General features: G+C 55.6%; 14 protein-coding genes and 7 tRNA genes. 15 read left to right on the forward strand and 6 right to left on the reverse strand.

The features are described 5' to 3' along the window. Positions 1 to 142: 142 nt before the first annotated feature. From typA to L3J03_03590, 5 genes are all read left to right on the forward strand, one after another. A complete protein-coding gene (typA, locus tag L3J03_03570) occupies positions 143 to 1,918 on the forward strand; it encodes a translational GTPase TypA (protein MCF6290064.1) in 1,776 nt (591 codons plus the stop codon). Positions 1,919 to 2,058: 140 nt separating this feature from the next. Further along, a tRNA-Asn gene (locus L3J03_03575) sits at positions 2,059 to 2,134 on the forward strand. 467 nt (positions 2,135 to 2,601) lie between these two features. Next, positions 2,602 to 2,679, forward strand: a tRNA-Pro gene (locus L3J03_03580). 586 nt (positions 2,680 to 3,265) lie between these two features. Next, entirely contained in the window at positions 3,266 to 4,564 is a 1,299-nt protein-coding gene (locus L3J03_03585) for an MFS transporter (GenBank protein MCF6290065.1), read from the forward strand. 30 nt (positions 4,565 to 4,594) lie between these two features. Then, a tRNA-OTHER gene (locus L3J03_03590) sits at positions 4,595 to 4,657 on the forward strand. Positions 4,658 to 4,785: 128 nt separating this feature from the next. On the opposite strand, the gene L3J03_03595 is transcribed toward L3J03_03590, so the two are convergent. After that, positions 4,786 to 5,955 (reverse strand): AI-2E family transporter, encoded by a 1,170-nt coding sequence (locus tag L3J03_03595; protein ID MCF6290066.1) that lies wholly within the window; start codon positions 5,953 to 5,955, stop codon positions 4,786 to 4,788. A 213-nt stretch (positions 5,956 to 6,168) separates the two neighbouring features. Here L3J03_03595 and L3J03_03600 point away from each other — a divergent pair, with 213 nt between their 5' ends. The 6 genes from L3J03_03600 to L3J03_03625 all read left to right on the forward strand — a co-directional run bounded on the left by L3J03_03600 (position 6,169) and on the right by L3J03_03625 (position 13,912). Next, positions 6,169 to 7,239 (forward strand): branched-chain amino acid aminotransferase, encoded by a 1,071-nt coding sequence (locus tag L3J03_03600; GenBank protein MCF6290067.1) that lies wholly within the window; start codon positions 6,169 to 6,171, stop codon positions 7,237 to 7,239. Positions 7,240 to 7,535: 296 nt separating this feature from the next. Further along, positions 7,536 to 7,823: a co-chaperone GroES gene (gene groES, locus L3J03_03605; protein MCF6290068.1), complete on the forward strand. Its 288-nt coding sequence runs from the start codon at positions 7,536 to 7,538 to the stop codon at positions 7,821 to 7,823. A gap of 124 nt (positions 7,824 to 7,947) precedes the next feature. After that, on the forward strand, positions 7,948 to 9,615 hold the full coding sequence (gene groL / locus L3J03_03610; protein MCF6290069.1) for a chaperonin GroEL: 1,668 nt from the start codon (positions 7,948 to 7,950) through the stop codon (positions 9,613 to 9,615). 328 nt (positions 9,616 to 9,943) lie between these two features. After that, positions 9,944 to 10,020: transfer RNA gene (locus L3J03_03615), tRNA-Met, on the forward strand. Positions 10,021 to 10,180: 160 nt separating this feature from the next. Further along, positions 10,181 to 12,859, forward strand: a complete 2,679-nt coding sequence (locus L3J03_03620) for a DEAD/DEAH box helicase (protein ID MCF6290070.1) — start codon at positions 10,181 to 10,183, stop codon at positions 12,857 to 12,859. 36 nt (positions 12,860 to 12,895) lie between these two features. Beyond that, complete coding sequence (locus L3J03_03625; GenBank protein ID MCF6290071.1) at positions 12,896 to 13,912, forward strand: hypothetical protein; 1,017 nt, start codon at positions 12,896 to 12,898, stop codon at positions 13,910 to 13,912. Between the two features lie 20 nt (positions 13,913 to 13,932). Here the strand turns inward: L3J03_03625 and L3J03_03630 are convergent, their stop codons facing one another. Further along, a complete protein-coding gene (locus L3J03_03630; GenBank protein MCF6290072.1) occupies positions 13,933 to 14,184 on the reverse strand; it encodes a hypothetical protein in 252 nt (83 codons plus the stop codon). 236 nt (positions 14,185 to 14,420) lie between these two features. Between L3J03_03630 and L3J03_03635 the strand changes: the two genes are divergently transcribed. Further along, positions 14,421 to 14,518 (forward strand) — tRNA-Sec (locus tag L3J03_03635). Between the two features lie 138 nt (positions 14,519 to 14,656). Here L3J03_03635 and glyQ read toward each other — a convergent pair. Further along, positions 14,657 to 15,529, reverse strand: coding sequence for a glycine--tRNA ligase subunit alpha (gene glyQ, locus L3J03_03640; protein ID MCF6290073.1), 873 nt, complete (start codon positions 15,527 to 15,529; stop codon positions 14,657 to 14,659). Between the two features lie 289 nt (positions 15,530 to 15,818). Here glyQ and L3J03_03645 point away from each other — a divergent pair, with 289 nt between their 5' ends. Next, entirely contained in the window at positions 15,819 to 17,285 is a 1,467-nt protein-coding gene (locus L3J03_03645) for a carboxypeptidase M32 (GenBank protein ID MCF6290074.1), read from the forward strand. A 9-nt stretch (positions 17,286 to 17,294) separates the two neighbouring features. Here the strand turns inward: L3J03_03645 and L3J03_03650 are convergent, their stop codons facing one another. Further along, positions 17,295 to 17,837 (reverse strand): epoxyqueuosine reductase QueH, encoded by a 543-nt coding sequence (locus tag L3J03_03650; protein ID MCF6290075.1) that lies wholly within the window; start codon positions 17,835 to 17,837, stop codon positions 17,295 to 17,297. Between the two features lie 171 nt (positions 17,838 to 18,008). On the opposite strand from L3J03_03650, the gene L3J03_03655 reads away from it, so the two are divergent. Both L3J03_03655 and L3J03_03660 read left to right on the forward strand, forming a co-directional pair. Beyond that, positions 18,009 to 18,094: transfer RNA gene (locus L3J03_03655), tRNA-Ser, on the forward strand. 248 nt (positions 18,095 to 18,342) lie between these two features. Further along, positions 18,343 to 18,435 (forward strand) — tRNA-Ser (locus L3J03_03660). Positions 18,436 to 18,460: 25 nt separating this feature from the next. Here L3J03_03660 and L3J03_03665 read toward each other — a convergent pair. Then, positions 18,461 to 19,537: an undecaprenyl/decaprenyl-phosphate alpha-N-acetylglucosaminyl 1-phosphate transferase gene (locus L3J03_03665; GenBank protein ID MCF6290076.1), complete on the reverse strand. Its 1,077-nt coding sequence runs from the start codon at positions 19,535 to 19,537 to the stop codon at positions 18,461 to 18,463. Positions 19,538 to 19,575: 38 nt separating this feature from the next. After that, on the reverse strand, positions 19,576 to 20,118 hold the full coding sequence (gene rfbC / locus L3J03_03670; GenBank protein MCF6290077.1) for a dTDP-4-dehydrorhamnose 3,5-epimerase: 543 nt from the start codon (positions 20,116 to 20,118) through the stop codon (positions 19,576 to 19,578). Positions 20,119 to 20,302 lie beyond the last annotated feature (184 nt).

The raw sequence follows: 20,302 nt of genomic DNA on the forward strand, positions 1-20,302 counted from the left end.
TTTCATCGATCTCGTTAAGAGTCGCCACGCCATTTATAGATGGCGGGACTTCAGTTACCAAGGTAAGCGAATAAAGGGGTTGCCGCCATCTATGCCGACTCATGCCCCGTGATCAGTTATTAAAAGAGAGAATATTTATATAATGGACCGAAACAAGATCAGAAACATTGCCATTATCGCCCACGTGGATCACGGCAAGACCACCCTGGTGGACCAGCTCTTCCAGCAAAGCGGCATGTTCCGCGACAACCAGGTGGTGACGGAGCGGCTGATGGATTCCATGGATCTCGAGCGGGAGCGGGGAATCACCATTACCTCGAAAAATGGCTCCTACCGCTACCGGGATTACCGGATCAATATCATCGACACCCCGGGCCATGCCGATTTCGGCGGCCAGGTGGAACGGGTGCTGCGGATGGCGGACGGCTGCCTGCTCCTGGTGGATGCCCAGGAAGGACCGATGCCCCAGACCTATTTTGTTCTGAAAAAGGCCCTGGCCATCTCCCTGCCGATTATCGTGGTGATCAACAAGATCGACAAACCGGCGGCCCGGCCGGACTGGGCCGTGGACCAGGTCTTTGATCTCTTTGTCAAGCTGAACGCACCGGACGAACTGCTCGATTTCCCGGTGATCTATGCCTCGGCCAAGGCCGGTGTCGCCTCAAAAGAGCTGGAAGACGGCAGTACCACCATGGAGCCGTTGTCCGCGGAGATAATCGCCCGCATCCCGGCCCCGGCCGGTGACCCCGACGCGCCGCTGCAGATGCAGGTCAATACCATTGACTACTCCCTTTATCTCGGCCGGCTGGGGATCGGCAAGGTGGTGAACGGTACGCTGAACATCAATAAAAGCGTGGTGGTGGCCAGGCGTGACGGTTCGGTGGTCCCGGTCCGGATCAGCAAGATTTTCCGGTTCGAGTGCGACCAGAAGGTTGCCGTTGAGCAGGCCGGGGTCGGCGAGATCGTGGCCGTGGCCGGCCTGGACGACATCACCGTGGGGGTCACCTTTACCGATGCCCATGATCCCCGGCCGCTGCCGCTGATCGAGATCGACCCGCCCACCATTGCCATGAACTTCATCCCCAACGACTCACCCTTTGCCGGCACAGAAGGGAAATTCGTCACCTCCCGCCATATTGAGGAGCGGCTGCGGCGGGAGACCCTGGCCGATGTGGCCCTGGTGGTGGAACCGCTCGCCGACTCGGTGGGGTATAAGGTTTCTGGTCGCGGCGAACTGCATCTCTCGATCCTGATCGAGAAAATGCGGCGAGAGGGCTATGAGTTCCAGGTGACCCGGCCCCAGGTAATCATGCGGCGGGAAAACGGGCAGTTCCTTGAGCCTTACGAAGAGTTGACCATCGATGTAGAGGACCGGTACAAGGGCGCGGTCATTGAAAAACTGGGCAACCTCAAGGGGCAGATGCTGGAGATGTATCAGGAAAACGGCATGGCCCGCATGGTCTATAAACTGCCCACCCGCGGCCTCCTCGGGTTCCGTTCCGAGTTCATGACCGACACCAAGGGGATGGGGATCATGAACTATGTCTTTGCCGAGTACGGCCCCCATGCCGGTGAAATCAAGAACCGGATCAACGGGGTGCTCATGGCCAAGGAACCCTGCACCACCGTGGCATACGCCCTGTTCAACCTCCAGGACCGGGGCCGGCTGTTTCTCGGCCCCGGGGTCAAGGTCTATCCGGGCCAGATCATCGGCGAACACTGCCGGGCCAGCGACCTGGTGGTCAACCCGGCCAAGGGCAAGAAACTCACCAATATGCGGGCCTCCGGCACCGATGAAAACGTGGTCCTCACCCCGCCGGTGGCCATGACCCTGGAGGACTGCATCGCCTATATCAATGACGATGAACTGGTGGAGGTGACCCCCAAGTCGATCCGATTGCGGAAACGGCCGAGGTGATACAGAGGACAGAAGACAGAGGACAGAGGACAGAGGGCGGGATAAGCCGAGGGAACGTTATCTTTTTTACGACGCCATCCTTTTTTTGATTGTTGACGAACCGGAGATTTTTTACTATACAACTCGCTTCAAATTGATATTCCTCCGTAGCTCAGTTGGTAGAGCAGGTGGCTGTTAACCACCCTGTCGCTGGTTCGAGTCCGGCCGGGGGAGCCAGAACTTTCAAAGCCAAGGCCACAAGCCTTGGCTTTTTATTGGCTGCTATGAATTTCTGGGTGTACGTGATTGAAAGCGAGACCACAGGGAAACGATATACCGGCCACTCGGCAGACTTGGACCGGCGTCTGCGCGAACATAATGATCCGACTGTCGGCAGGGCGAGATATACTCGCAAACAACAAGGACCGTGGCGATTAGTTTACAGCGAGCAGCTTGCCTCCCGCGCCGAGGCCATGGCCCGCGAAAAATTCTTGAAAAGCGGTCAGGGCCGGGCCTGGTTACAAGCCCGGCTCAGTTGGTAGAGTCCGCCTCTGGCGGATTAACCACCCTGTCGCTGGTTCGAGTCCGGCCGGGGGAGCCAGAATTTTCAAAGCCGCTATCCGTTAAGGAAGCGGCTTTTTTCTTGACGGGGTCCATGGCCTTGAGGTAGTGAATAGAGCTTCTTTTCACTGGGGAAAAATGATCGGGGCGTAGCGCAGCCTGGTTAGCGCGCCTGCCTTGGGAGCAGGAGGTCGGAGGTTCGAATCCTCTCGCCCCGACCAAAAAAGATAAGAAGAATCGGCAGATCAAGGGTTACCCTGATCTGCCTTTTTTATTGGTTTTTGCCCAAAAGCTGCTGATCAAATGCAGGCCTTCTTTGCAACCCGAGGGGAAACCCCCTGAAAATTCGATTAAAGGCCTTCACGTTAATCCTCTCTTCATGATGGCGAGTTACATTGTTGTCAAACGGCACGAGTACGGCATGATTGTCTTGCCGATATTGGTGCCTAAAAATCTGACAGGGAGCACTGGCCGAGATCTGGTTGAATTTTCCTATGAAACTTGTTGTTATAACTGCAACCGATTATCGTTATCTGGCTGCCCCCCGCAATATCCAAATAGAGACCAGTCTGCCCCGGCAACGCATGGTGACGGGAAATAGTGAAAAGTTGACCCGCGCATTTTCAAATATATTGGATAATGCCATCAAGTATAACGTCGACGGCGGCCGGGTAGAGGTGGTCGGCAACCAATCCGGTATCGACCTGACGATAACGGTAATCAATACTGGTCCGGGCGTTGCCGAGACTGAAATCGACAAGGTATTCGAACAATTCTATCGAGTGGAACAGTCCCGCTCGTCCCGGCATGAAAAAAGAGAAGATAAACAGTGGGCCATGGAAACAAGTTTTTCAGGGCAACGTCTTCGCCTTCGGCCTGGTCAGTTTTCTAAACGACCTTTCAACCGAGATGATCTATCCGCTCTTGCCGGTCTTTTTCAGCGGGCTTGTGCCGCCGGCTACAGTCGCTGTCTATATCGGCCTGATGGAAGGTCTGGCGGAAGCCACCGCCAGCCTGCTCAAGTTTTACGCTGGCCATCTCAGCGACCGCTTCAAACGGCGCAAACCGTTGGCCCTGGCCGGCTATGCAATTTCCAGCGCTGTTCGGCCGTTTACCGCCATTGCCGGGGTTGGCTGGCAGGTGGTGGCTCTTCGCCTGGGCGACCGAATCGGCAAGGGGATTCGCACCGCGCCCAGGGATGCCCTGCTCAGCGAATCGGTAACCAGAGATGTCCGGGGCCGGGCATTCAGCTTTCATCGATTGATGGATCATGCCGGGGCGGTAACCGGCCCCTTGGTAGCGGCGGCCTTTTTATACCTGATGCTGGGTCGCGACTTATTATGGCACCATGGCAATAATGCGGCCGGCCCCGAGGAGATGGCCGCCTTGCGTTGGTTGTTCGCCTTGGCGGCTCTTCCTGGTCTTGCGGCAACCATCTCCTTATGGAGGCTGGTTCAGGAAAAAAACCGGCCTGCCGGAACCCGAGATCTGCCCAAGGAAGGTCGGCCCCTCCGAACACCAAGACTTTCTTCCCGGTTTTTCATTTTTCTGCTTGCGGTGGTGCTCTTCACCCTTGGAAACAGTTCTGATTTATTTCTGATTTTCTACGCCCAAACCCGATTCGGCCTGGGCCTCGGCTGGGTGATCAGCCTGTGGGTCTTACTCCATCTTGCAAAGATTCTTTTCAGCCTGCCGGGCGGCTGGCTCGCGGACCGGGTCGGACGTAGAGCGGCAATCATTACCGGCTGGGTGATCTATGCGGCGGTGTACATTGCAATGCCCTTTGCGTCACATTTTGGCACAGTCTGCACCCTACTGCTTTGCTATGGCGTTTACTACGGGATGACGGAAGGGGCGGAACGCGCCCTGGTGGCTGATTTCGTTCCGGCCAAGGATCGTGGCAAGGCATATGGTTGGTATCATGGCGCTGTCGGTCTGGCCACTTTGCCGGCATCCTTGTTATTTGGGGTTTTCTGGGCCAGGCTCGGTCCGAAGGTGGCGTTTCTTGTCGGCGCTTCGTTGGCGGCCGGGGCGTTGTTAGTCTTAACCTGCTGTTTTTCCGGGAGAAAAAATGCTCCGGCCCGTCTACACGGAAATCGAACTTGATCCGTTTCCGTCTCATCGGGAACGGATGATCGGGGCGTAGCGCAGCCTGGTTAGCGCGCCGACCTTGGGAGCAGAATCCTCTCGCCCCGACCATTTCCAGCCACGAGACAGCTTGTAAGCTTTCTCGCGCAAGGTACAAGGCGCCACGCGCTCTGCTCTTTGCGTTTCCGCCATGCCCTGTGGCTTTTGCATTGTTGAGCCTGCAAGCTTGTCATCCGCCCTCAGCACTCATTGCTGCCCCCCGGCCCCTCCGTCTTCTGCCCTCTGTCCCCTGTCCCTGTCCTCTGTCTTCTGTCCATCCCGCCCTTCACGTACTGGTCATAATTTTCCAGGTAGATTTCCGCCAGGGTGAGAAAGGTGGTGACGATCAGCGGACCATAGATGATTCCCAGGACCCCGAAGACCTTGAGTCCGCCGAGGATGGCGAGAAAGACCAGCAGGGTATGCATCTTTACCCGCCGGCCGACCAGTCTGGGCTTGAACAGGTACTCAATGCCAAAGGAAAGCACGGCATAGAAGATGATCAGAAAGACGCCGACGCCGATACTGCCCTTTAAGAACATGATCAGGGCCGCCGGCAGGAGGACCAGGCCGATGCCGAAGATCGGCAGGAAGGCGAGGATGGCCATGATTCCGCCCCAGAGCAGGGGCGGGCCCAGGTCGAACAGGGCAAAGACGAGGCCGCCCAATACCCCCTGAATAATGCCGCAGATGCCGTTGCCGATCAGGACCGCGCCGGCGATCTCGACAAACTTGGTGACCAGTTGCTGTTCCTGGTCATCGGGCAGCGGGGAGAGCCGCATCATAAAATCGAGAAACCGCTGGTGCTCGCTTAAATAAAAGAAAATAACAATGATCATCAGGAAAAAGCTGATCACGAAGTTCATGATATTGGCGGCCCAGGCGCTCACCTGGCCATAGATAAACAGGCCTATGGCCGTGCTGACTTCCGCCAGGGTATTGCTCAATTTCTGCGGCTCCAGGTCAAACCCGAAGCCAGCGAATATTTCCCGGGCCTGGGTGACCATTGGCGCCTGGATCAGCTCCTTGAGCTTCAACCCCAGGTCGGTGCCCTTGATCTGCTGGTAAAAGCCGAGCATCTCCTGGGACAAGGCCCCGACAAAAAAGAGGAGCGGCACAAAGACCAGCAGCACGATCAGGATGCAGGTGGCCAGGGAAGAAAAGGTGGCGGTAAAGCGCTTCCGCAAAAGAAAGAGATAGACCGGCCGGAAGAGTCCGGCCAGCAAAAAAGAGAGAATAAGGATCGAGGCAAAGGGCCAGAGCAGACGCCCAAGGGCCAGGATGGCCCCCAGAAACAGGAGCAGGAAGTATCTCAAGACCATGGGGCTGGGCGGTTCGCCGCGGCCGGACGAGCATGTTTGCTGCGACATGAGGTATCCTGATTGGGCAGGTAAGCGAAGGTGTTAAGGCCCCGTAACGACTATTTCCGGCTGGACACTGGAGAGGAAGCTCTTGGCGAAATGATATTTTTCGCCTCTTTCCGCGCGGTTCGGTGTTGGCGAACCCTGGCAGACATGTTACATATATTCCCCCACCGGGAAAAGGAAAAAATGGTCATGTGCATCTGAAGGAGAACTTTTACCATGAATATTCGGCTGGAAAAGGCGGACAGCAGTCAGCTCAGGGAGAAACCCGATGAAAACGATCTGGGCTTTGGCCGATATTTCGCCGACCACATGTTTGTGATGACCTATGATGCCGACCGGGGCGGCTGGCATGATGCGGTGATCAAGCCATACCAGAACTTTTCCCTGGACCCGGCCGCCATGGCGCTCCATTACGGCCAGGCGATTTTCGAGGGGTTGAAGGCCTATCGCGGCCGCGACAATGGAATCTATCTGTTCCGGCCCAAGGACAACCTGCGGCGGATGAACATCACCGCGGAGCGGATGTGTATGCCCGCCATCCCGGTGGACGAGGTGTTTGAGGCGCTGAAGTCGCTGCTCCGGTTAGACGATGGCTGGATTCCCGGCGCCCCGGGCGCCACCCTCTACATCCGGCCGACCATGATCGCCATTGAGGCGGGCCTCGGGGTCCGGCCGGCCCGGCAGTACCTGTTTTTCATCATTAACAGCCCGGTGGGCGCCTATTATCCCGAGGGTTTCAACCCGGTCAAGATCTTTGTCACTGACAAATATGTGCGCGCCGTGCCCGGCGGGGTCGGCCACGTCAAAACAGCCGGCAACTACGCGGCCAGCATCATGGCGGCGGTGGAGGCCCAGAAACAGGGCTTCACCCAGGTGCTCTGGCTCGACGCCAAGGAGCGGAAATACGTGGAAGAGGTCGGCACCATGAACATCTTTTTCGTGATCAACGACGAGGTCATCACCCCGCCGCTTACCGGCAGCATCCTGCCGGGCATCACCCGGGATTCGGTGCTTTGCCTGACCCGGGACTGGGGATACACGGTGAGCGAACGGACGATCTCCATCGACGAGGTCCTGGATGCCAATGAAAACGGCACCATGCAGGAGATCTTCGGTACCGGCACCGCCGCGGTGATCTCGCCGGTGGGCGAACTCCACTATAAGGGCCGGACCACCAGGATCAATCACGGTCAAACCGGCCCCCTTTCCCAGCGGTTGTTCGACGAAATCCAGGCCATCCAGAACGGCTTTAAGCAGGATCCTTACGGCTGGGTCGTGAAGATATAAATTTGATGAACTCGTAACAACCCGAAAGGCTTCAAATGCCACAGAGTGAAATCAACAAGTTACAGCATGAAACACGTCCGTCTCGCGATTTTTGCGAGACCGACAATTTTTTTATCTCACCCCCCTTGATTTATGAAAAACCCATGCCTATAGTTTCGGCCAGCTTGGAACTACTGCCGGTTGGGCTTTGATTTTATGAAGTTTTTTACCGGCAACGCCTGCAACATCTAGGGAGCCTTGCGAGCTGCTCCCTGGCAAACAAATCCGTAATCGAACATAATGGAGGGTATACAGTTATGAAAATTCGTCCGTTGAATGACCGTATTCTGGTCAAAAGATTGGAAGAAGAGGCAAAAACCAAGGGCGGGATCATCATCCCTGATTCAGCCAAGGAAAAACCGGCCGAGGGCGAGGTGGTGGCCTGCGGGCACGGTAAACTCAATGACAAGGGCGAGCGCATAGCTCCCGAGCTGAAAGCGGGCGACCGGGTGCTGTTCAGCAAATATGGCGGCACTGATGTCAAGATCGACGGAGAAGATTATCTGATCATGCGCGAGGATGACATCCTGGCTATTGTCGAATAATCCGGCACCGGAACGAACATAACAAGACCTTGCAGCAGATCCACCGTTAGAACGCATACCTTGCCCGGCACGGTGGATTCACTTCCTGTATAACTCTGCAACGAAGCGAAAGGAGATATGAATTATGGCTGGAAAAGATATCAAATATGGTGTGAAGGCACGGGAATCGATTCTAAGAGGGGTTAATACCCTGGCCAACGCGGTCAAGGTCACCCTGGGTCCCAAGGGCCGCAACGTTATCCTGGAAAAATCATTCGGCTCCCCGACCATAACCAAGGACGGGGTGACCGTGGCCAAGGATATCGAGCTGACCGACAAGTTCGAGAACATGGGCGCCCAGATGGTCAAGGAGGTTGCCTCCAAGACCAGCGACGTGGCCGGTGACGGCACCACCACCGCCACAATACTTGCCCAGGCCATCTACCGGGAAGGCTCCCGGCTGGTGGCGGCCGGCAGCAATCCCATGGACATCAAGCGCGGTATCGACAGCAGCGTCGTGGCCGTTGTCGCCGAGTTGGAGAAGATCGCCAAACCGACCAAGGAGCAGAAGGAGATCGCCCAGGTCGGCACCATCTCCGCCAACAACGACGAGACCATCGGCAACATCATTGCCGAGGCCATGGACAAGGTGGGCAAGGAAGGGGTGATCACCGTGGAAGAGGCCAAGTCCATGGATACCTCCCTGGATGTAGTCGAGGGCATGCAGTTCGACCGCGGCTATCTCTCTCCCTATTTTGTCACTGATCCGGAAAAGATGGTGGTCAACCTGGACGAGCCGCTATTTCTGATCAATGAAAAGAAAATCAGCAACATGAAGGACCTGCTGCCGGTGCTGGAGCAGGTGGCAAAGATGGGCAAACCGCTGTGCATCATTGCCGAGGACGTGGACGGCGAGGCCCTGGCCACCCTGGTGGTCAACAAGCTGCGCGGCACCCTGAACGTGGCCGCAATCAAGGCCCCGGGCTTTGGCGACCGCCGCAAGGCGATGCTTGAGGATATCGCGGTACTCACCGGCGGCCAGGTGATCACCGAGGACCTGGGCATCAAACTGGAAAACGTGACGGTCAACGACCTGGGTACTGCCAAACGGGTGGTGATCGACAAGGACAACACCACCATTGTTGACGGTGGCGGCGACACGGCCAAGCTTGAGGCCCGGGTCAAGCAGATCCGCGCCCAGATCGATGATACCACCTCGGACTATGACCGGGAGAAGCTGCAGGAACGGTTGGCCAAGCTGATCGGCGGCGTTGCGGTGATCAATGTCGGCGCGGCAACCGAGACCGAGATGAAAGAGAAGAAGGCCCGGGTCGAAGATGCGTTGAACGCCACCCGCGCCGCGGTGGAGGAAGGCATTGTTCCCGGCGGCGGGGTGGCCTATCTCCGCTGTCTCAACGCCCTTGACGTCCTTGAGTTGAGCGGAGACCAGGGCCAGGGCAGGAAAATCATCATCCGTGCCCTTGAAGAGCCGATCCGTCAGATCGCCAACAACGCCGGCATGGAAGGCTCGGTGGTGGTGGAACACGTCAAGAAAATGGAAGGCGCCCAGGGCTTCAATGCCAACAATGAAGGATACGAAGACCTGATCAAGGCCGGGGTTATCGATCCGGCCAAGGTTACCCGCTACGCCCTGCAGAATGCGGCCAGCGTGGCCGGCCTGCTGCTGACCACCGAGTGCATGGTGGCGGAGCATCCGGAAGAGGATAAGGGCGGCGGCGGCGGCATGGGCGGCGGCATGGGCGGCGGTATGCCCGGCATGGGCGGCATGGGCGGCATGGGCGGCATGATGTAAGGTGGCCAAGATGCGGAGAGCATGGCGCCTGGCGTGAAAAGATTTCTGCCTTGCGGCCATGCGCTTAACGCCTTGCACCTTGCGCGAAAAAGCCGCCGACCAGGCTCAGCTTCAATCATTCCCAAGGCCGGGCGCCTGAAACTCAGGCGCCCGGCCTTTTTTTTCCGGTTGACAAGGACGCTGAAATCTTACATAGTGGTCCGGCAAAATTGGTGGTGCCGTAACAATCCGAAAGGCTTCAAATGCCACCGAATAATATCAAGAGGCTAAAACGTAACACACGTCCGTAGAGCGTTATTTTGCGAGACCGACAAAATTACAACCATATGGCGATGTAGCTCAGCTGGTTAGAGCACACGGCTCATATCCGTGGTGTCCGGGGTTCAAGTCCCTGCATCGCCACCAAGTCATAGTCCGGAGAAATTCGGTAAAGTCGAGAACCCCGGGTCCTGCAAAGGATTTCGGGGTTTTTCTTTTAAGGGAAACATAACCAATCACAGGGTAAGGCGCCGGCAATCCGGTAAACTCCAGGCCGGTTTACCCAGATAAGCGGATAGTCAAAAAAATGGCACCCAAACAACTTGATGCCGTAATGATGCCGGATGGCACGATCCAGCTCGAATGGGCGCCTGCCTCCGGGCGGATCAATAACCACGGCGAGTTATTGCAAAACCAGATCCATGCCCACTATTCGACCGACCCCGACAATTGGCTCTTTTTTCTTGGCTTTTGCAATAAGAAGATACCCTTGTCCCCTTCCTTGAGTTTCTGGCGCAGCTTCTCAGGCCTTTTCATCCGTAAACTTAAGCTGACCCCTGACATTGAAGCCCGGCGGGGCGGGATTCGCATCCCCCTTGCCGAGGAGGAGCTTGCGCAACTGCGGGACCAGGTGCCCTCGATGCCCGGCGGTGAGTATCTGGATGAAGAGCTGTTGTCAACATTATGGGATTGGCTGGCGGAAATATTCTCCCGAAAAATTGAGGCGTATGATGGCTCGGTCGAGGAGTTTGTCAAGGAATACAGCCCGGATCTCCACCTGGTCGGCCGGATCTATTTTCACCTGGTCGAGAACAAGACCGGCGATGCCTCTTTTGCTTTTCTGGCCACCTATTCGACCAGGCTGAACGATGAAGGGGAGTCCAGGCATCTGCCGTTGAAATATGCCTTGGAAGAATATGAAGATGACAATGAAAAACTTCTGCAACTTCTGGTTACCGTTCATGAGGCAGCGCGGCAGAGCCGGCTGGTCAACGACCTGCTCGAGTCCGGTGAGTTGTTTTATCCCTTGGCCTGGTCTGCAAAAGAGGCGTTTACATTTCTGCAGGAGATACCGATTTATGAAGAAGCCGGCATTCTCTGCCGGATTCCCAATTGGTGGAAGAGCAAGACCGCAAATATCGGATTTGATCTCAGGGTAGGGGATAAAACGCCCTCAACGGTCGGCCTGGACGCCCTGCTCGATTTCCAGCCCCGGCTCATGATCGGCGATGCCGAGATATCCGAGAGCGAGGCCCGGCGCCTGCTTGACCAGTCCGAGGGGCTGGCTTTTCTAAAAAATAAATGGGTTGCCGTTGATCCGGAAAAATTAAAACAGGTTCTGGATGCATATGAAAAGGCAAAAAAACTGAACTCCGAAAAGGGAATCAGTGTCCTGGACGCCATGCGTCTGTCACTCAACCCGCGGAAACTGCTTGACGCCGCGGAAGGAGAAACGCCTTTCAGGGTATCCAGCGGTGAATGGCTGCAAGCGGTTTTTGAAAAATTAAACCGGCCGCAGACAATTGCTACGGTTAAAACAGCCGGGACATTTAAGGCCAGGCTGCGCGGATATCAGCAGGACGGCCTGAAATGGCTCTTCTACCTGCACAAGTTGAGACTGGGCGCCTGTCTGGCCGATGACATGGGCCTGGGCAAGACGGTGCAGGTGCTCGCGTTCCTCAATGTCCTCAAAGCTGAAAAAAAGAAGGCCAAGGGGGCGGCAAGGGCCTCTTTGTTGATCATTCCGGCATCGCTGCTCTCAAACTGGCTCAATGAAATAAACGCCTTTTTCCCAAGCCTGGTCTGTTTCGCGGCCCATCCCGATCTGCATAAACCGGGGAAGGTGCCAACGCTTGATCCGGAAAAACTGGGCGCATTCGATCTTGTGATAACCACTTACGCCCTGGTCCAGAGATATGAATGGCTCCGGGCCTACTCCTGGAACTATGTTATTCTGGATGAAGCGCAGGCGATCAAGAATCCCGGCACCAAGCAGACCAGGGCGGTTAAAGGGCTTGCCGCGGACAATAGAATCATCATGACCGGTACCCCGGTTGAAAACAGGTTGTCCGATCTCTGGTCCCTTTTCGACTTTTTGAACCCGGGACTGTTGGGAAATGCAAAAGAGTTCGCTGGCTTTACCAAAACGCTTGCCAAGGACCCGCATGGTTATGCCGGGCTGCGCAAGGTGGTCAACCCCTTTATTCTGCGGCGGTTGAAGACCGACAAGTCGATCATTTCCGACCTGCCCGACAAGGTGGAGGTAAAGACCTGGGCGCCAATGAGTAAAAAACAAACCGTACTCTACCAAGAAATCATCCGGGGAATCAGGGAGGTCATTGAAAACTCGGAGGGGATGCAAAGAAAAGGTCTCATCTTGTCGGCCCTGATGAAGTTCAAGCAGCTCTGCAACCATCCATCCCAGTATCTTGGCCTGGATATGTTCGCGGAGGCCGAGAGCGGCAAGTTCGGCAGGTTGCGCGAGATCTGTGAAACCATCTACGAAAAAAGGGAAAAGGTCCTGGTCTTTACCCAGTTCAAGGAAATAACCGGGCCGCTGGCCAGGTTTATGGCAACCATATTCAAGCGGGAGGGGTTGATCCTGCACGGCAGCGTTCCGGTGGGCAAGAGAAAGGAATTAATAGAAAAATTTCAAGGCAGCGAGTATGTACCGTTCTTTGTTCTCTCTCTTAAGGCCGGCGGAGTCGGGCTGAACCTGACCGCGGCCAACCATGTGATCCATTTCGATCGCTGGTGGAACCCGGCGGTGGAGAATCAGGCAACGGACCGGGCCTTTCGTATCGGTCAGAAAAAAAATGTCATGGTCCATAAATTTCTGACCAAGGGCACCATAGAGGAAAAAATCGATGCAATGCTCACCCGGAAGTCGAAACTATCCGATGAGGTGGTTGTCGCATCCGGTGAAAACTGGATAACCGAGATGAGTAATGACGAACTGTTTGATCTGTTCAGCTTGAAACCATAACGCAGCTTCGCTGTGTACCATCCAGGGGAAATTATTATGAGTTACCGGGGATATCCGCGCTATGTTTCCGTTGCCGAAAAAAAGGCCAGGGCAGCGAAAAAATTGAAACAGCTTAAGAAAAAAATGCCGGAGATCAGACCGGTCGTAATCAAGGGCAGTGGTCTGGCCCGCACCTGGTGGGGAAAGTCGTGGAACAAAAACCTTGAACGATACGCAGACTATACCAATCGTATCGGCAGGGGCAGAAGTTATGTGCGCCACGGAGCGGTTCTTGACCTTGCGATAGATTCCGGAAAAGTGACGGCCCTGGTCCAGGGGACCCGGGCCAAACCCTATGAGGTGACGATAGAGATAAAGGCGATCAGCAAGACCAATTGGCGGGCCATCAAAAAACAATGCCAGGGGCAGTTGAAATCACTGCAGGACCTGCTTGCCGGCAAATTCCCCAAGGCCCTGGGCGAGATTTTTTTCACCAAGGGCAAGGGGTTGTTCCCCGGCCCGCAGTCAATCAGTTTCAATTGCAGCTGCCCGGACTGGGCCTTGATGTGCAAGCATGTCGCTGCCACCCTTTACGGCATCGGTGCCAGGCTGGATGAAGATCCTTCCTTGTTCTTCAAATTACGGCAGGCGGATACTGAAGATCTCGTTGCCCGGGCGGTAAAAGATAAAACAGGGGAACTGCTGGCCAGGACCAGCAAGAAAAGCGCCCGGGTCATTGATAATGGTGACCTCTCCGCTATTTTTGGCATTGACATGGAGGGTAAACCGGATTTTGCCGTCAACAAAAGAAAACCGGTGGTGAAGAAAGCGGTCGCGGCTAAAAAAACAACACCCGCCGACCGGGAAAAGAAGCGGAAGAATACGCGGAAGACCCGCAAAAAAGCCACAGACCTGGTGGCGGAGATAATCGTCGGGAACAAGTCGGGCACAACCGTGGCCATGCTGGCGGAGCGGACCGGGTTTTCACCAACAAAAATTTACGGCATAACCAGCAGACTGCGGCAACAGGGCAGGATTACATATGTATCCCAGGGAGTCTACGGCGCCCCATGAAATGTATTGCTCATGATCGTCTAATGATCCTCGGAAGCCGGGGCCGGGGATATCGCTTGCTCCTCTTCTTCGGCCTTGGTCCTCTTGACCGGCGGCAAGACGATGACGCTGATCTTCTCAATCTCCTGCTTCACACCGGGGTCGGCAAGACACTCTTCACATTCGGCAAGGTGCTGGTGCATGAAAGAAACCATCCGGGCCGGGGCCATGGTTTCGCTCTGGACCTGGAGGTACCAGTTTTTTATCTGCTTCTTCAATCTATCACAGTTCATACATTGTACTCCCGCGGACCTGGCGGTCCGCAACTCAACTTTTTTTCTTATTCCTCTGTTCGTGATCAGCGTTCACGGTTGAAAATGCCTTTCCGGATCAACGCAGCCCCTTACCCTTTTTTTACGATGGTTAAAAAACAAAATATCCGTGTCATCCCGGTAACAGGCAATGGGGTGTCATGCAAAAAAAATGTTTCCTAGATCAACAACCGATACTATACTATCGATCCCTGCGCGGAAGTGGAAAGGGCACTGGTGGCCCTCCCGGACTTCAAATCCGGTGCACCGGGTTAACAGCCCGGTGGGTGGGTTCGATTCCCATGCACTTCCGCCATTGTTTTAAATTGTAAAATGTAAAAAGTGAAAAGATCGATAGTCATGGGGGAGAGTACGAGGTCAACCTGGCGCCATCCACACTTTCCCCTTTCCTTTAACTATTCACCGTTTACATTTCACTGTTCACTCTCCCTATTCACTTACCTTTCAGTAACGGATATCCCATCTCCTGCCGCTGTTCGGTGTACCTGACCGCCACCTTGCGGGCGATATTACGGATCCGGCCGATGTACCTGGTCCGCTCGGCCACGGAAATCGCCTTGCGCGCATCGAGCAGGTTAAAGGTGTGTGAGCATTTCAAGCAGTAGTCATAGGCCGGCAGAATGAGTCCCTTGTCAACCAGCTTGAGCGCCTCCTGCTCATAGCTGTCGAAAAACAAGACCAGCTTGTCAACATTGGCCTCCTCGAAGTTGAAGGCGGAGAACTCCTTTTCAGCCTGGTGATAGATCTGGCCGTAGGTCACCTCCCGGTTCCAGGCAATGTCGTAGACACTGTCCACCCCTTGGAGATACATGGCAATCCGCTCCAGGCCGTAGGTGATCTCCACGGTGATCGGATCCAGGTCCAGGCTGCCGGCCTGCTGAAAATAGGTGAACTGGGTGATCTCCATGCCGTCCAGCCAGACCTCCCAGCCCAACCCCCAGGCGCCCAGGGTCGGGGACTCCCAGTCATCCTCCACAAAACGGATATCATGTTCGAGCAGGTTGAGGCCGAACCGTTTGAGACTCTCCAGGTACAGCTCCTGCACCTCAAGCGGCGACGGTTTGAGCACCACCTGGTATTGATAATAATGCTGGAGCCGGTTGGGATTCTCGCCATAGCGGCCGTCGGTGGGCCGGCGGGAGGGCTGCACATATGCGGCCTTCCAGGGCTCCGGCCCCAGGGACCGGAGCAGGGTTGCCGGATGAAAGGTCCCGGCACCCACCTCCATATCGTAGGGTTGCAGGAGCACACACCCTTTTTCCGCCCAATAGCGGTTCAGCTCCAGAATGATGTCCTGAAAGTACATTGTTTTTTTGTTTATCCTTTTCGTGCGGGCACGTCTTACGGTGTAAGTGAATAGCGGGATTACTGATCTTGACGATCGTTCATGCCCTTATGATCAGTTACCTTGCGGTTGTCTGCTTAAAAAAAATCCTGTACTCTTACCGGATCTCATTTCAGAACTCCTTTATGTACCACAAGGCCCGGTCCGGACAAAATCATTTTTTTATCCTATGGACAAGTTTTCTTGTACAAAAAAACCGTGGTCCACGAAATAGATTTCAAACTCTCACCCCGCGCCTGGAAGGAATACCATGAACCATTCAGACAAACTCCGCCGATATACCAGGGAACTCACCGCCCTGGAACGGATCATGGCCCTGTTGCAATGGGACCAGGAGGTGACCATGCCGGCCCGGGCCGCCAATGACCGGGCCGAACAATTCGCAATCCTAAGCGGAATCATCCATCAAAAGATCATTGCCCCGGAACTGGGCGAACTGCTTGACCGGGCGGCAGAGGCCCCGGACCAGGCCGAGATCGACCGGGCCTTGATTCGCAACGTCGGCCGGGAGCGGGACCGTTCCGGCAAACTCCCTGAATCCTTTGTCCGGGAATTTGCCTCGCTTACCGGCCGGGCACTGCCCGCCTGGGCCGAGTCGCGGAAAGGCGCTGACTTTTCCCTGTTTGCCCCCTTTCTCGAAAAGATAGTGGCCATGTGCCGGCAAAAGGCCGATTATCTGGGCTATGAGACCGAGCCATATGACGCCCTCCTGGACCTGCACGAAGAAGGGCTTAACACGGCAACGGTTAGCAGGCTCTTTGCCGTACTCGTACCCCGGCTCACCGCCCTGCTCAAAAACCGGGCCGGCCGGGACCAGGTTCGGCCGGTTAACCCGCCCATGTCGCAAAACGACCAGATCGCCTTTGCCGAAAGGGTGCTGACCATTATCGGCTATGATTTCACCAGGGGCCGCCAGGACCTGTCCGCCCATCCCTTTTCCACTGCCATCAGCCACAACGACCGGCGGCTCACCAACCGCTATGCCCCGGATTCCCTGGAGTTTATCTTCAGCGCCATGCATGAAGGAGGTCATGCCATGTACGAACAGGGGGTGGCCCCGGAGCTGGCCAACACCCCCCTGGACGACGGCGTCTCCCTGGGGATCCACGAATCCCAGTCCCGGCTCTGGGAGAACATCATCGGCCGCAGCCGGCCGTTCTGGGAGTTTTTATATCCGGAATTACAAAAAACCTTTGCCCCCCAATTTGCCGGCCTGGACCTGAACGATTTTTTTAGAAATATCAATGTGGTACATCCGGGCCCTATCCGGGTCGAGGCCGACGAGGTCAGCTACAACCTGCATGTCCTGATCCGTTTTGAACTGGAAAAGGGGCTGATGGCCGGCGAGATCGCGGTCCGCGACCTGCCCGGACTCTGGAATGAAAAATATGAAACATACCTGGGGGTGAAGGTGGCCTCGGACAGCGACGGCCTGCTCCAGGACATCCACTGGGCCCACGGCAGCATCGGTTATTTTCCCACCTATACCGTCGGCAACCTGGCCGCGGCCCAATTCTGGCACGCCTATTGCCGGTTCGACCCTGATTATCGCCAGACCCTGGCCTCCGGTAGACTGGAGCGGGTGCGGGAGTGGTTGACCACGGCCATCTATAGCCACGGTTCGGTCTATCCACCGGAGGAGTTGCTCCTGAGGGTAACCGGCGAAAAACTGAACAGCCGCTATTTTCTCGACTATCTCGAAAAAAAATATGGCTGAATTAAAAACTCAGCACTCAGCACTATCTTTATCATACCGCTCCTGCTCGCTGTAGATGCAGCCGCAGTAGGCCTGGCGGTAGAGGCCCATCTCAAGGGAGAGATCAATCCCCTGCTGCCAGCCCTCCCGGAAATCCTGATAATAAAAGGGGACCCCATATTCCTCTGCCACGGCCTCGCCGGTCTTGCGGATCAACCCATGCTTCTGATACCGGCTGTAGAGCAGGGTGGTGGTAAAGGCCTCGGCGCCCACCAGCCTGGCCTGTTCGGCCGCGGCCGTGAGCCGCATGGCGTAGCAGAGAGCGCACCGCCCGGTTTCGTGAAACACCACCTGGCGCAGGAACCCGGTGAGTCCGTATTGACGCTGGTAATCCACACGAAGCCCGCTGGCCGCGACGAACTGCTCCACCGCGGCGAGACGCCTCTTGAATTCACGAAAGGGATGGATGTTGGGGTTATAAAAAAAACCGCGCAGGGTCATCCCTTGGGCCTGCAGGAGGGTTACCGGATAGGCGGCGCAGGGACCGCAACAGATGTGCAGGAGAAGAGACATGGTTATTTGATAACCGTGAAAAGTGAACAGTAAAATGTGAAATGATGACAATCTACTGATACAATAAACAATCAACCATAAACTTTTTACTTTTCACGGTTCACATTTCACTGTTTTTCTCATTATTGACAGCAGGGGCCTGAAATGGTACATACCCTTGTGCCTCGCGCCGGAGGGATGGCCGAGTGGTTTAAGGCGGCGGTCTTGAAAACCGTTGAACGAAAGTTCCGTGGGTTCGAATCCTACTCCCTCCGCCATGAACGGAACATTTTTTTTATTAGATTTTGTCGGTTTCGCAAAAAGCGCTCTACGGACGTGTGTTACGTTTTAGCCTATTGTTATTATTCGGTGGCATTTGAAGCGTTTGTTTTTTTTGCGAGTTGATCAATTTTGTCGGTCTCGCAACAACCCGCTCGACGGACGTGATTCGTCTTGTAACTTGTTGATTTTATTGGGTGGCATTTGAAACCTTTCGGGTTGTTACGAGTTCATCAATTTTCAAGTCGGAGAGATGACCGAGCTGGCCGATGGTGCTCGCCTGCTAAGCGAGTGTGGGGGTTAAACTCCACCGAGGGTTCGAATCCCTCTCTCTCCGCCATTTTTTTACACATTACCTCCCCCGCCTACCCCTTCCCATACAGCCGCCGGCGCAGCCAGATCCGCATCAGGTGCTTGATGTTGAAAGACAGAACAACCATCCCGGCAAAATAGAACATGAAGCTGGCAAACAGGTAATGATCCGGCACGCTGTTCATGGTTCCGGCAATGGCCAGCCCCGAGAACAGCACGGAGATGGCCAGGATGACGCCGACCGACTTCTTTTTCGACAGCCCGAACCGGGTGAGGATATGGTGCAGGTGGTAGCGGTCGGCCCGGAACGGATTCTTGCCCTGCAACAGCCTTTTGGACATGATAATCAGGGTGTCGACGATGGGCACGGTCAGGACCAGAAGTGCGGCCGCCGGCCGGACCACACTGCCCTGGCTCTGGGTCAGGGAAATGGCCATAAAGGCCAGAGCAAAGCCCAGGGAGAGGCTGCCGGCATCGCCCATGAACAATCGCGCCGGCGGCCAATTGTAGCGGAGAAATCCGATCAACACTCCGATCAGGGCCACATTGAGAAAAAACAGCTCCTGGTAGTTTTCCAGCCCGGCAAGCCCGGCAAAGGCGGCAAAAGCAACCAGTGAAACGCCGCCGGCCAGGCCGTCCAGGCCGTCTATCATGTTGATGGAGTTGATCACGCCCATTGCACAGAATACGGTGAGCGGCGCGCTCAGCCAGATACTGCCCAGATTAATGGGCCCGAGAGATACCAGATCACCAAAGGTCACCAGAAAAATCCGGCTGAAAAACATCATCACCCCTATTGCCAGGATCTGGGCCAGGAATTTGACCTTTGGCCCCAGTTCCCGGTAGTCGTCAAGAAAACCGACGGTGACCATGATCACCACCCCGCTGAAAAAACCGCGTAAGTTGGTGAAAGGCGCCCACAAAAGGCAGGTGAATGCCAGGGCCATGACCATGCCCAGACCGCCGACCAGGGGCTTGGCCGTGCGGTGCATCTTGCGCCGGTTACCGGGCAGGTCGACCAGGCCCATTTTCAGGGCGATCTGGGCCAGGCGCGGCAGTACCGCCGCGCTTGCGGCACTGCCGGTCAGAAGAATCAGCGCTGTCTTGATTTCAACAGGTATTATCACCATGACTCCTGTAAATTAGCCCATCACCTTATCAGTCAAAATCAGTCAAAGACCTCGGCGTCCCGCAACGCCATACCGGACTGGTCTTTGGCCGAGAGGAGCGGCGCTCCTGCCAGGGGCCACTGGATGTTGATCTCCGGATCATTCCAGGCGATGGTCCGCTCATGTTCCGGGGCAAAATAATCAGTTGTCTTGTACACAAAATCGGCGCTTGGGGAAAGCACCAGGAAGCCGTGCGCAAATCCTTCAGGAATCCACATCTGCCGGTTGTTTTCCGCTGAAAGGCGCTCCCCCACCCACTGGCCGAAAAAGGGGGAACCGCGGCGCAGATCAACGGCCACGTCGAAAACCTCGCCTTGGGTCACCCGGACAAGCTTACCCTGGCAACATTTAATCTGGTAGTGCAGACCGCGGAGAGTAGAGCGGCAGGACCTGCTATGATTGTCCTGAACAAAATCCCCGTCGATTCCGTGGGCCGAAAATAGATCCCGGCGCCAGATCTCCATGAAAAAACCGCGCTGATCGCCGAACAGGTCCGGCTCAACCAGAACAACATCGGGAATGGATAGCGGAATGAATTTCATGGGAGTAGGGGACAGGTTATTGGGTGAAGATATGGTTAATGGTTATTTGTTATCAGTGTAAACATTCAGTAACCCCCCTCCTGTCGGGAAAGGGGTCTTCTTCTACCAACGGCCGCTCCATTGAGAAGGGCCGGCTGTTCATAAACAGGCTATCAAGCAGGAACTCGCTTCGCCGCGGCGGCGA

It is taken from the genome of Desulfobacterales bacterium (assembly GCA_021647905.1).
Taxonomy (GTDB): domain Bacteria; phylum Desulfobacterota; class Desulfobulbia; order Desulfobulbales; family BM004; genus JAKITW01.